The organism is Clostridium lundense DSM 17049, from assembly GCF_000619945.1.
Taxonomy (GTDB): Bacteria; Bacillota; Clostridia; order Clostridiales; family Clostridiaceae; genus Clostridium_AO; species Clostridium_AO lundense.
Window position 1 is genome coordinate 35879 of the sequence record NZ_JHVC01000008.1, and the last position, 13657, is coordinate 49535.

The window sequence follows — 13657 nt, forward strand, 5'->3', positions numbered from 1 at the left end:
AATACTAAATTTTTTCTTCTTTGTTATATATAAAAGTCGAACCTTACCATTAGTGCAGTTTATTATGTAATTCTAAGATTAAAGTCTTTCTACTTCTTCCAAAGAAGTAATTCCTTCTTTAACTAGTTTCAAACCATTTTCTTTTAAGGACTTCATACCTTTCTGTAGACTATAATCTCTTAGCTTTTCTACACTAAAATCTTTGGATATTATGTATCTATGTTTATTTTCAATTTTCATAAGTTCATATACTACTGTTCTACCCAAATATCCGCTGTTATTACATTGATTACATTTATTTTTCTTATCATATCTAAAGTTATTGCTATTACAATATGGGCATAGTTTCCTTACTAGCCTTTGAGCTATTACTGCAGTAATAGCATCAGCTGCTAAATACTTAGGTATCCCCATATCTATAAGCCTTAATATTGAAGCTGGAGCATCTTTTGTATGCAAAGTAGACAAGACTAAATGTCCTGTTATTGCTGCCCTTACTGCTATTTCAGCTGTTTCTTCATCTCTTATTTCGCCTATCATAATTACATCTGGATCTTGCCTAATTATACTCTTTAACCCAGAATAAAAAGTTAATCCAACCTTATTATTAACATTTACTTGATTTATTCCTTTAATGGAATATTCTACGGGTTCTTCTACAGTAATTACATTTTTATGCGCCTTATCTAATTCATTTAACATAGCATATAAAGTAGTAGTTTTCCCGCTACCTGTAGGCCCTGTAACAAGCACCATACCTTGGGAACAACCTAATATATTTTTTATAGTTTCCACTCCTTCTTTATCAAAGCCTAATGATTCTAATGTGATTTTATTTTCCTCGCTGTACAATATTCTTATAGCGATTTTTTCTCCATTAACTGTTGGCAGAGTAGAAACTCTTAAATCATAAATTTTTTCTTCAACTTTATATTCAAATTTCCCATCTTGAGGTATTCTTTTTTCAGTAGCATCCATAAAGGACAATATCTTTATTCTACGAAGTATTTGATAATATATGTCCATTGGTATAACCGTAAAATTACTAAGTATTCCATCTATCCTCAATCTGATATTCACTTCTCCTTTAAAAGGCTCTATATGAATATCACTAGCTTTTTTTAAAATAGCAGACGTTATAATATAATCTGTAACCTTTATTGTAGGTATAGTATGTACTACATTCTTTTCATTATGTAAATATTTTTTTCCTTCATTTTTCTTTTCCCAAACTTCTATTAAATTATTTATTCCTTTTCTTTCTTGATTTTTATAGTAAAATTTATGTATGGATGCGCTAATGATATATTCTGGTATTATTTTCACTTCTATATCCATACCTGAAATAAATCTTAATTCTTCCCCTATAGATGTTGTAAACTTATCTGTTGCAAATAAATATAGTGTATTATTCACCACATCATATGGAAGGATTACATATGTTAAAGCAATATTTAAAGGGATATATTTTAATGCTTCATTATTTACATTCAACTCAATATTTTTCTTTATACCTTCTGCCACAATGCTCACCTCTTTTCAGAATACCTTTTTCCTATATTATTTGCCATTATATCCATAATACTTTTTTATAAACAAAAAACCTACTCTTTCTTTAGTAGTCTATAATTCTACAAAGAATAAGAATAGGTTTACAATTAATTGCTTCCATTTACCTTATATCTAGATGGATTTATAGATATAAGATTATTAGAATTATCCTTAGGATTATACATAAACACTTCATTTTTATCATTATTTTCTTCTAAATTAGTAAATCCACAATAATATAATAATCCTTCTGAATCTACATGAAGTCCACCTTCTGAATCCACCATTTGAGGAAAATCATAATTAATTCTTTCTATTTTTAAAGTATTTAAATCTATCTTATATAAAATTGTTATACCAGTATTTTTATCTGATGCTATAATATATATCAAATTATTATTTTTATCAAAAACTCCATCATATACATTTTCTATATTTACACTAAAATCAACACTTTCATTATTTTGCTTATTGTATAGATATAACTTGTTTTCTTCTATGTTCTTAGAAAAAATTAACATATTATTATTTAAATACATAAAGTACGTACAATATCCTTGTATATTATCTAAATACATTTCTTCTTTATGATCTTTTATATTATATTTAAATATTCCTGTACTTTTCCCATTACCACTATATATTCCATAATAAATAATTTCTTCATCATTTATCCATGAATATAAACTTCCCGATATAAGCACTTGACTTTTCAAATCAACTTTTTTACCTTTCTCTATATCATATAGTGATAATCCTTGTGCACTATCTAAAGATTGGCTCTTAAAAGTTCTATATGCTAATTTACTTCCTTGAGAGGAAAGCTTTAGATCCTTTGCAAAATAAAAATCATTTATTACTTTTCCTCCATTTTTACTTATTACTTTTATATTATTTTTTCCTAATTCTTCTTGATTATAAGTAACAAATGTATATATTGAATTTTTATTATTATATTCTATATCTGATACATAATCTAAAGAATCTAATTTAGCAATAGCTTCCTTATCTGTCTTATAAATATTTAACTTTGTATCTTTATTTTCCATAACTATAGTATTAGGATAATTGGGTATATTAATACTTTTTTCACTGTCACTAATTTTGCTTTTTCCTTTGCTGCAGGATGAAGTGGTAATTATTAGCAATCCTAAACATATTGCTAATGTTATTTTTTTAAAAAGAGCCATTTATATATTGATCTCTCCTACAAATACTATTTCAGCGGGTCCCGTCATTAATACTCCATTATTGGTAATTTCTATATAAAGTATTCCCCCTGGCAGCTCTACTTCTGCTTTAGTATTTATCAATCCAAGTTTGTTAGCAGCAATTACACTAGCACAGCTTCCTGTACCACAAGCAAGAGTTGGTCCTGCTCCTCTTTCCCATGTTTTTACTTTTATTTTATCTTTACTAATTATTTCACAGAAATTTACGTTAGTTCCTTTAGGAAATAGTTCATATCTTTCTATAAAACTACCTTCTAAAATATGAAAATTATCTAATTCTCCAAATATTACTGTATGAGGTACCCCCATTAACATAGATGTTATTTCATATTCTTTATTTTCTACCTCTATTTTTTTTCGTACTATTTCATTTTTTGAATTAGCTGGTATATCTTTTGGATTAAAAGATTGTTTTCCCATATTAATAGTTATATTTTTTGCCTTACCATTTTCAATTTCTAAAAATGCTTCTTTTACTCCATCTCCTGTTTCTATTTCTATTTTCGCATCTTTTACAATACCTTTATCATAAATATATTTTGCAAAACATCTTATACCATTTCCACACATAGAAGCATAAGAACCATCTGCATTTACTATTACCATTTGTATTTTAGCTACATTGCTTTTTCTAACTAAAAGTATACCATCTCCACCTATACCAAAATGTCTATCGCAAAGCTTTTTTGCTAATTCCTCTTCTCTATTTAAATAAATACCCTCAAAATCCTCCACTACTATGAAATCATTTCCATTCCCTTGCATCTTAGTAAAATACATATCCTTTTCCCTCCTAAAAAAATATCAGAATTAGTTTACTACTTTACTTTAATAATATCAATAATAAATATGTCTTTATTTTAAATTTTTATAATGTTATACTATATACTACAATAATAGCGGATAAATTAGGAATATTTCGGTAAATTTTACTTCCTAGTTATAGCTACTAATAACCATACTGAAAGGATGATAACTTTGGCTTTAGATGGTATTTTTTTATATAGCATATCAGAAGAATTAAAAAATAAAATTATAAATGGACGGGTTGAAAAAGTTAATCAACCAGAAAAAGATGAAATTATTCTTTCCATTAAAAAGGAAAGAACTAATTATAAATTGCTTATAAGTTCAAGTCCTGTATATCCTAGAGTACATTTAACAAAAATGTCAAAAGAAAATCCTATGTCACCACCTATGTTCTGTATGTTACTTAGAAAGCACTTAAATAGCTCTAAGTTAGTTAATATACGCCAGTTAGATACAGATAGAATATTGTTTTTGGATTTTGAAAGTACAGATGAATTAGGGTTTAATAGCATATACTCCTTAGTAATAGAAATTATGGGGAGACATAGCAACATTACCTTAGTACGCCATAGGGATAATATTATTATGGATAGTATCAAACACGTTACCCCAGATATAAATAGTGTTAGATGTCTTTATCCTAGTATACCATATGTATTTCCTCCAGCTTCTGAAAAATTAAGCCCTCTAAATTATATATACGAAGATTTAGTTGCTTTTGTTAAAGAAAAAAATATAAAATTTGAAAAAAATATTTTTTCAAAAATTTTTACTGGTATAAGTACTCAATTTTCTAAAGAAATCTTTTATAGAATGTCAAAATCTAATATTCAGTTAAATATTGATAACTTGTATGAAATATATAATGAACTAGAAAATATATTTAAAGAAATAAAGGAAAATCATTTCTTTTTTGCTTTGTATTCACAAGAAAATGAGTTTAAAGATTTCTATTGTTTTGAACTAACAAATTTAAATGATATTAAATTAACTGAATATACTTCTGCTTCTGAACTTTTAGATGAATACTACTATCATAAAGATAAAGAAGATAGACTAACTAGTAAAAGCTCTAATCTTTTAAGACTTATTCATAATAATTTAGATAGATGTTATAAAAAGCTTAATTTATTAGAAAATACCTTAAAAGAATGTGATGGAAAAGACACATATAAAATATACGGAGAATTACTTACTGCTAATATATACAGTATAAAAACTGGAGAAGAAAAAGTAACTGTTTTAAATTATTATAGTGAAAATGAAGAATATGTAAATATAAAATTGGATCCTAATAAAACTCCTGCTCAAAATATTCAAAGCTATTTTAAAAAATATAATAAGTGTAAAAAATCAGAAGAAGCTGCTTTAGTTCAAATAGAATCTACAAAAGAAGAAATAAACTATCTTCAATCTGTCTTTACAAGTATTAAAAATGTAGAAGATTATAAAAGTATTGACGATATAAAGAGAGAACTTATGGAAACTGGTTATATTAAATTTAAAAAGGAAGGAAAGAAAAAAGAAAAATTAAGTAAACCTATGCATTTTATATCTTCTGAAGACATAGATATATATGTTGGAAAAAACAATATCCAAAATGATTATTTAACCTTAAAATTCGCTAATAATCATGATATATGGCTTCATACAAAAGATATACCTGGTTCTCATGTAATAATAAAAACAGTAAATACCTTCTCTGAAAAAACCTTAGAAGAAGCAGCAAATCTAGCTGCCTACTATAGCAAAGGTAAAGATTCCTCAAAGGTGGCAGTGGACTATACTGAAGTAAAAAATGTTCATAAACCTAATGGAGCTAAGCCGGGAATGGTTATATATTACACAAATAAAACAATCTATATAACTCCCGAAAAGCCTTCTTTAAAAAGAATTGATTAAAATAATATACTCTTAAAAGTAAAGGGCTAGCAATTGCTAACCCTTTTATCTTATAGCTCCACTAAAAGTTCTTCTAAACTTTAAATGAAATAAGTGTTTCCCAATACCTAATTTAATCCAAATGCAGGAATTTACTTATATTACTAAAGATTTTTTTCGTAGGCTTCTACCATTCTCTTTACCATTTCTCCACCTACTGAACCATTTTGTCTTGATGTTAAATTACCCTTATCAATATTTTCATAATCGGAGAATCCTAATTCATGAGCTACTTCCATTTTAAATCTTTCTAATCCCTGTCTAGCCTCTGGTATTAATACTCGATTTGAATTTCTTGCCATAAGATTACCTCCTTATTGAAATATATTTTTTATTTATCTAGTGATTATTTGTTTTTGTATTATAAGTTTGTACAAAACAGCACTTTAATATGATATTAAATTGGAGGCAATTATAGCAATAAATTCTTTTAATCATTAATTATAAGTTCTATTGGGCAATGATCAGAACCATAAATATCTGTAAGTATTTTTGCATCAACAACTTGTGATAATAAATTATTGGATACGAAAAAATAATCAATTCTCCATCCAGCATTTCTTTCCCTAGCTTTAAATTTATAACTCCACCATGAATATTCAACCTCTTGTGGATAAATATTCCTGAATGTATCTGTATATCCATTTTCTATAAGCTTATCTAACCAAGATCTTTCTATAGGTAAAAATCCAGAAGTATTTTCGTTAGCTTTAGCATTCTTTAAATCTATTTCTTTATGTGCAGTATTATAATCTCCGCATATAATTAACTTTTTCCCTTTCTCCACTAAATCATTGCAATAATCTAATACAGCATCATAAAACTCTAATTTATACTTAAGTCTTTCCTCATTCATCTGTCCATTTGGAAAATATATATTTAAAAGAATAAATTCATCATATTCAGCTATAACTATTCTTCCTTCACTATTAAATTTTTCCATATGAATACCATGATACACATTTTTAGGTTTTATTTTTGTATAAATAGCTGTCCCACTATAACCTTTCTTTTCTGCAAAACTAAAATAAGAATAATATCCTTCTATGTCTCTTAAATTATTTTCTAATTGATCTTCTTGAATTTTAGTTTCCTGAAGACAAAATATGTCTGGTTTTTCTTCTTCGATCCATTGAAAAAAATTTTTTTTAGCTATTGCTCTTAATCCATTTACATTCCATGAATAAATTCTCATTTTTATCACCTTTATTCTTTCAATTTTAAATTTTTATTGTAATCTATGCTGAATACACCTTTAATATATAAACGGTTATTTATTATTTCTATTTATATATACATTCATAGCTTGCATAGCCTTATAAGCAGCAAATATAAACGCCATTTTGGCCATTATAGTAACAACTGGATCTATTACACCACATATTGCCATTAACTCCATCATTGTGATTTTCCCCCTTTGATTTTGCTGAATAAATATATATTGCTTAAAACTAATAATACTACAGCAACTGTTAAAAACTTTATATATTTTCTATTTTCCTCTATTTCGTTTTTTCCTAAAGAATAAAACTCAAATTGAATATTTCCTTTTTTGATATCCTTAAAATTATTAGTTCTATAGCATATAGAAGGTATACTTTCTTTATCACTTACGTATAATTCTTTTTCTATTATGTCTCTCTTATCTAAAACTTCTACCCTTATTTTATTATTTGTTATATTTTTTGAATTACATGGTAAGCTCATAGTAAAATTAAAGTTTTCTAATGGATACTTCGAAATATTTCTATCATAGAAAGGAATATTAATTTCAAACCTTTCTCCCTGCTGTCTATTCCACCCAAAACCACGTAATCTAGTATTCCCTTCTACAATAAATCTAATGTTTTCATGTTCTTTTATAGTTCCCTGTATATCTATACCACCGTAATTTTCTTTCACTTTTAATCCCTCAGATAACTCTTTAATCCTTAAATTAGTTATAATAAAATTACTATCTGAACCTATATCATATTTATCTTCATTCTTCTTTGGATTTATATCTAAATAAGCTGCAGCCATATATTTTATATTATTGTCCTTTACTTTTACTGCTATAAGTTCACTATTGCCACAAACTGAAAAAGGTGATTTTATAACTTCTTCCCGAATGTTTCCACTGCTTCCACCAACAGTCCATAAAAGCCCTCCTAGTTTTTTCTCTACTTTAAAAATTCCATATCTATCTTAACCTTATCAAATAAAATCCTAATCATTTAAATTATCAACTTGTTCTCCTAGAGTATTTTTCATAATTTTCAACTCTTCATATGTAATGGATGCTGTTTTTGTTTCTTCTCTTTCACAATCTTCTTCATTTTTCATATCTATTTCCATCCACTCTTCAGTATTTATGTTTTCTTCTTTTATAAATCTAAAATCAAATTCATCTAAATATACTAATTTATCATTAAAATTGCCAATATACACTAGCTTTTCTTCTTCTAAGTATATTTCTAAACTCCAAAGCCCTCCACTTTGCCCTAAAAAGGAAGGGGTTTCATATTTTACTATTAATTCTTCTGAATCCTTATTTAATTCTCCGCTTATTTCTATGCTATTTTTCATACCTTTCCAAGTTCTTATATTAACTTTAGATAATTTGCTAAAATCATTTGCTATACCATCCTTTGTTCCGTCTGATTTTAATGGCAAATGTATTTTAAAGCTATCTCCTTTGTTTATAAAATAAAAAAATAATTTTTCCCAACTTCCTTTTTTTATATTAGATAGGAAATATACTTTTCTATTCATATCTATTCCCCCAAATAATATGATTTCAATAGGTCATTACCTATATTATACAATATTTATATAATAAAAAAAGTAAGAAACAACTTTTATGGATTATAAATCATAAAACAACTTTTGAATATATAGCAATACACTAAAACCCACGACATTTCAGTCGTGGGTTTTAGTATTGGAGACAATGGAAAATTCTGTCCATATTCTATATTCTAAAAACTAGTACAATTTTTAAATTGCCTTTTTAACATTCTCTTTATTATCATTACTATTTGGTGATTCATCTTCTTCTGTACTACTTTTTGCTGGAAGCACTAAGTTAAGTATTATTCCTACTAATGTAGCTAATGCAACCCCTGCTATTTCTACGTCTGATCCATTAAATTTGAACTTAACTGCTGCTCCCCCTATTCCTAGTACTATTATTACTGAAGCTATTACTAAATTTCTTTTCTTACTAAAATCAACTTTATCTTCTACAAATACTCTAAATCCTGAAGAAGCTATTATACCAAAGAGTAATATACTTACCCCGCCCATAACTGGCATTGGCATAGTCTCTATTACAGTTGCCACTGGTCCAATGAATGATAGTATTATAGCAATTACTGCTGCTACACCTATTACCCATACACTATATACTTTAGTTATAGCCATAACACCTACGTTTTCTCCATAAGTAGTATTTGGAGGACCACCTATAAATCCTGCAAACATAGTTGCTACACCATCTCCAAGAATGGATCTATGAAGACCTGGATCTTTAGTAAAATCTTTTCCTACTACATTATTAGTTACATAAACATGCCCTATGTGCTCAGCTAAAGTTACAAAAGCTACTGGAGCCATAAGTATCATTGCATTTAGATTAAATTTTGGCAACATGAATGGTGGTAGTTGAAATAACTTAGCTTCCGCAATTCTATTTAAACTTTCTTGAGATATAACTCCTAAAGCTAATGCAGATATATATCCTGTAATCATTGCTATAAGTATTGGGATTACTCCTAAAAATCCCTTAAAATACATAGTTCCAAATACTCCCACACCTAAAGTTATCATGGATACTGTTATCCACGCCCATCTTGGTACACTAGCCATATCAGGAACTGTAAAAGAAGAATTTAAGCCTGCCCAATTTATAGCCACTCCTGCTAATCCAAGTCCTATAACTATTACTACAGAGCCTACTACTACTGGTGGTAATAATTTATTTAACCATTCTGTACCTGTTAGACTAATTATTAAAGCAACAATAGTATAAACTAATCCTGATGCTATTACACCTGATATCATAGCATTAGGGCCATAAGCTGCTGAAGCTACAGTCATAGGTCCAATAAAAGCAAAAGATGAACCTATATACGCTGGAAGCTTAGCCTTAGTACATAAAATGTATAAAAGAGTTCCTACACCACTACAAAATAAAGCTATTGCTGGACTCATACCTGTTAACATTGGTACTAGTATTGTAGCTCCAACCATAGCAAATAAATGTTGCAAGCTTAAAGGTATTGTCTTTAAGATAGGTAATTTTTCATCTACCCCTACATAATTTTTCATTAATAATTCCTCCCTTTTTAGTCTCACAGGACTATTTTAAAAGTTTTTATAAATCAAATATTTTTACAGCATCTTCTCCATCGATTTCTGCTACTTCTACAGAAACCATTTCTACCTTTGAAGTAGGTATATTTTTACCTACATAATCTGGCCTTATAGGAAGTTCTCTATGTCCTCTATCTACCACTACAGCAAGTTGAATCATTTTAGGTCTTCCTTGATGAAATATAGCATCTATTGCTGCTCTGACAGTCCTTCCTGTATACACCACATCATCCACAATTATAACTGTTTTGTTTTCAATATCTACATTTATTTTTTCACTATTCATATGTGGTTGTTCATATTTTTTAGTTAAGTCATCTCTGTATAATGTTATATCTACACTACCTACAGGAACTTTTACGCCTTCAAACATTTCTATATTTTTACTTATTCTTTCTGCAAGAGGTTCTCCTCTTCTCTTGACTCCTATAAGTACAACATTTTCTACACCTTTGTTTTTTTCTACTATTTCGTGAGATATTCTAACTAAAGATCTCTTAATACCTTTCTCATCTAGTACTAAAGCCTTTAAATTCATTATTTCACCACCATTCTTAAATTATTAAATAAAAAAGCACCTTCACACAGAGGTAAGGCGCAATGCACTCATTAAAATATTATTCAACGCCTTATGATCTCTCTGGATCACTTAAAGGATTTATTTTAAATAATAATATCACATTATTATTATATTTTCAACTGTATTTCTAAAATTTCTAATACTTTTTTAAAATATTTTGGTAAATCTGTATCAAACTCCATATATTTTCCCGTGGATGGATGTATAAACCCTAACTTTTTAGCATGAAGCATTTGTCCTTCTAACTTAAATTTTTGCTTTTTATATCCATATACCGGATCTCCTACTAAAGGATGCCCGATGTGTGCCATATGTACCCTTATTTGATGAGTTCTTCCTGTCTCCAATCTACATTCTACTAAAGTATTTGATTCATATCTTTTTAGTACTCTATAATGAGTAACAGCATTTCTACCATTAGGAACTATAGCTATTTTTATTCTGTCTACTGGATGTCTTCCAAGAGGTGCATCTACGGTTCCTTCATCCTCCTTTAGAACTCCTTCCAATAAGGCAACGTAAACTCTAGTCATAGAATGATCTTTTAATTGTTCAGCAAGTTTATTATGAGCTAAATCGTTTTTCGCTACAACTAGAACCCCTGATGTATCCTTATCAATTCTGTGTACTATTCCAGGACGAGTTACACCATTTATTCCCGATAAATCTTTACAATGATTTAATAGAGCATTTACTAATGTTCCATTAAAGTTTCCAGGAGCAGGGTGTACTACCATCCCCTGAGGCTTGTTTACTACTATTAAATCACTATCTTCATATAGTATTTCTAATGGTATATCCTCTCCCTGTATATCTAATGGTACTGCTTTTGGAATATTAATTATTACTTTATCTCTATCTTTTAGCTTATAGTTGCTCTTTTTTAACTTTTCATTTACCTTAACTTCTTCTTTTTCTATTAAGCCTTGTATATAAGATCTTGATTTTTCTTGAAGCTGTTCTACTAGAAATACATCAAGTCTTACTCCCTCATAATCCTTTGTTATAATATATTCTCTATTTTCCATACCCATCTTCCTTTATTATAAAAAACGCTAATAAAATTGTTCCTACACTAACTAAAATATCTGCTACATTAAATGTAGGAAAATAGTATACATCTTTATAGTGAAGTAAAATAAAATCTACTACATATTTGTATTGTATTCTATCAATTAAATTACCAATAGCTCCGCTTATTATAAACGCTAAACTTATTCTTAAAATTTTTGATGAAGGCTTAAATTTAAATAAATATACTATAATTGCAAATACAACAATTAAGGTAATAACTGTTAAAAACATAAGTTTATCTCTAAATATACCAAAAGCTGCTCCAGTATTCTCTAAGTATGAAAACTGAAAAAAGTTTTTAATTATTACTATATCTTTACCAGATAATAAAGTTTTTATAGCCCAAAGCTTTGTTATTCTGTCTAAAATTATACCAAGTAGAATAATAACTATCTCCATAAGAACCCCCCACTTTTTTAATTAAAACCGAATAATGAAGGAAACTTTTCTTTTTAGAAAAGCATATAATTCAGTTTCAGCTTATCTTTTAGATAAAGTTTCCTTATTTTTTATTTATAATTTTCCTCTGTCTTCTTCATTTTAAACTCTTACCCATAAGAGTTTTTACTTCTATAACATAGTATTTTTGTACTGTTGATTGCTTATCTTTTCTATTGGTTCAACATAACCCATATCATCTTCTTCACCATAATCATCATAGTAGATTTTTTCACGTTGATTAAACATTCCTACTCTTTGATAGCTGTCTTCTCCATCAAATCCTACCTCATCATCATAACTAAAATCATTATCCATAAACATTGAATTATGTCCTAGTATATCTTCCTCTATAGGTCTATTTTTAGGAGCAAAAGTTCTTGTATGCAAATCAATATTCACAGGCCCATTTATTTCTTCTTGACAATGAACACAATACTCTGCATAAGGAATAAACTCTAATCTACCTTTATTTATTTCTTTGCCACATTTTTTACATACACCATAAGTTCCCTCATCTATCATTTTTAGAGCAGAATCTATTTTATTTAATATATTTATTTCATTTTCTTTTAAAGCCATACCACTTTCCTTAGCATAAAGTTCTGAGGCTAAATCTGCTGGATGATTATCATATAATGATAATTCTTGAGTATCTGTCACATTTGAATCTATAGTCTCATTTTTTTTCATAAGATGAAGAATATCTTCTACATTTTTTCTTTCTTCTAATAATCTCACCTTAAATTTATCCATAGTTTGCCTATCCATAATTATAGTTATCTCCCTTCTTTAAAGTGATGTTTTAATAACTATAATTATTTTATCGCTAATGGACTAAATTATTCTATTAAAGTAAATAAAGAAATTTTAAAATTAAAATAACTTATTTGTATTTATTCTCTCTATTATTTTTTTCATAGCATCAGTAGATATAGTTTCCCTAGCGTCAGATACTGAGTTATCAGGACTTATATGACTTTCTACCATAAGGCCATCTGCACCTACTGCTATAGCTGCAACACTCATGGCAGGGACAATTTCCCTAAGACCCGTTCCATGACTAGGATCAACTATTATAGGAAGCCTATATTTCTGTTTAACTACTGCAACACTATTTAAATCTAAAGTATTTCTTGTGTAACTTTCAAAAGTTCTAATGCCTCTTTCACAAAGAACTACATTTATATTTCCTTCAGACATAATATATTCTGCTGCGTATAACCACTCAGCCAATGTAGCACTCATTCCTCTTTTAAGTAGTATAGGCTTATTTGTTTTTCCAACTTCTTTTAGAAGACTATAATTATACATATTTCTTGATCCTATTTGTATCATATCTACATATTCTATAGCTTTTTCCACATCCCTTGTATCCATTATTTCTGTTACAAAAGGCATATTAACTTCATTACTAACTTCTTTTATAATCTTTAGTCCTTCATATTGAAGTCCTTGAAAATCATAGGGAGATGTTCTAGGCTTAAAAGCTCCTCCTCTTAGCATATGTACTCCTGCTAATTTTAACTCTTTTGCAATATTAATCATGGTATCTAAATCTTCTACAGAGCAAGGTCCAGATATAAATACCTTTTCTTCTCCACCAATAGTTACATCTTTTACTTTTACTTTAATTTTATTTCCACTTTTTAAATCTACTAACAAATCTTTCATT

The 13657-nt window shown here is 28.1% G+C and carries 15 protein-coding genes; 1 reads left to right on the forward strand and 14 read right to left on the reverse strand.

The window, feature by feature from the left end; all coding sequences use genetic code 11:
• Window positions 1-78: 78 nt before the first annotated feature.
• From T514_RS0110245 to dapF, 3 genes are all read right to left on the reverse strand, one after another.
• Window positions 79-1524, reverse strand: coding sequence for a GspE/PulE family protein (locus T514_RS0110245; RefSeq protein WP_084284484.1), 1446 nt, complete (start codon window positions 1522-1524; stop codon window positions 79-81).
• Between the two features lie 134 nt (window positions 1525-1658).
• The gene (locus T514_RS0110250) at window positions 1659-2741 is read right to left on the reverse strand and encodes a hypothetical protein (RefSeq protein WP_027624696.1); all 1083 of its coding nucleotides are present in this window, start codon (window positions 2739-2741) and stop codon (window positions 1659-1661) included.
• Window positions 2742-3563, reverse strand: a complete 822-nt coding sequence (gene dapF, locus T514_RS0110255) for a diaminopimelate epimerase (RefSeq protein ID WP_027624697.1) — start codon at window positions 3561-3563, stop codon at window positions 2742-2744.
• A gap of 198 nt (window positions 3564-3761) precedes the next feature.
• On the opposite strand from dapF, the gene T514_RS0110260 reads away from it, so the two are divergent.
• Entirely contained in the window at window positions 3762-5495 is a 1734-nt protein-coding gene (locus tag T514_RS0110260; protein ID WP_027624698.1) for an Rqc2 family fibronectin-binding protein, read from the forward strand.
• 143 nt (window positions 5496-5638) lie between these two features.
• Here T514_RS0110260 and T514_RS0110265 read toward each other — a convergent pair whose 3' ends face one another.
• From T514_RS0110265 to aroF, 11 genes are all read right to left on the reverse strand, one after another.
• A complete protein-coding gene (locus tag T514_RS0110265) occupies window positions 5639-5836 on the reverse strand; it encodes an alpha/beta-type small acid-soluble spore protein (protein ID WP_027624699.1) in 198 nt (65 codons plus the stop codon).
• A gap of 128 nt (window positions 5837-5964) precedes the next feature.
• Window positions 5965-6729 carry an exodeoxyribonuclease III gene (locus T514_RS0110270; RefSeq protein WP_027624700.1) on the reverse strand — a complete coding sequence of 255 codons (765 nt, stop codon included), beginning with the start codon at window positions 6727-6729 and terminating at the stop codon, window positions 5965-5967.
• A gap of 75 nt (window positions 6730-6804) precedes the next feature.
• Window positions 6805-6936, reverse strand: coding sequence for a hypothetical protein (locus tag T514_RS27535; protein WP_278246521.1), 132 nt, complete (start codon window positions 6934-6936; stop codon window positions 6805-6807).
• Window positions 6933-7556, reverse strand: a complete 624-nt coding sequence (locus T514_RS0110280; RefSeq protein ID WP_027624701.1) for a hypothetical protein — start codon at window positions 7554-7556, stop codon at window positions 6933-6935. The genes T514_RS27535 and T514_RS0110280 overlap by 4 nt, the downstream gene beginning before the upstream one ends.
• Window positions 7557-7742: 186 nt before the next feature.
• Window positions 7743-8288 (reverse strand): hypothetical protein, encoded by a 546-nt coding sequence (locus T514_RS0110285; RefSeq protein WP_027624702.1) that lies wholly within the window; start codon window positions 8286-8288, stop codon window positions 7743-7745.
• A 225-nt stretch (window positions 8289-8513) separates the two neighbouring features.
• Complete coding sequence (uraA, locus tag T514_RS0110290) at window positions 8514-9845, reverse strand: uracil permease (protein WP_027624703.1); 1332 nt, start codon at window positions 9843-9845, stop codon at window positions 8514-8516.
• A 46-nt stretch (window positions 9846-9891) separates the two neighbouring features.
• The gene (gene pyrR, locus T514_RS0110295; RefSeq protein ID WP_027624704.1) at window positions 9892-10428 is read right to left on the reverse strand and encodes a bifunctional pyr operon transcriptional regulator/uracil phosphoribosyltransferase PyrR; all 537 of its coding nucleotides are present in this window, start codon (window positions 10426-10428) and stop codon (window positions 9892-9894) included.
• Window positions 10429-10577: 149 nt separating this feature from the next.
• On the reverse strand, window positions 10578-11498 hold the full coding sequence (locus tag T514_RS0110300) for an RluA family pseudouridine synthase (protein ID WP_027624705.1): 921 nt from the start codon (window positions 11496-11498) through the stop codon (window positions 10578-10580).
• Window positions 11488-11943, reverse strand: a complete 456-nt coding sequence (gene lspA / locus T514_RS0110305; RefSeq protein WP_027624706.1) for a signal peptidase II — start codon at window positions 11941-11943, stop codon at window positions 11488-11490. Before lspA ends, T514_RS0110300 begins: the two co-directional genes overlap by 11 nt.
• Before the next feature lie 171 nt (window positions 11944-12114).
• Window positions 12115-12753, reverse strand: a complete 639-nt coding sequence (locus T514_RS0110310) for a TraR/DksA C4-type zinc finger protein (RefSeq protein ID WP_027624707.1) — start codon at window positions 12751-12753, stop codon at window positions 12115-12117.
• Between the two features lie 105 nt (window positions 12754-12858).
• Window positions 12859-13656 (reverse strand): 3-deoxy-7-phosphoheptulonate synthase, encoded by a 798-nt coding sequence (gene aroF, locus T514_RS0110315; RefSeq protein WP_027624708.1) that lies wholly within the window; start codon window positions 13654-13656, stop codon window positions 12859-12861.
• Between the last annotated feature and the right edge of the window lies 1 nt (window position 13657).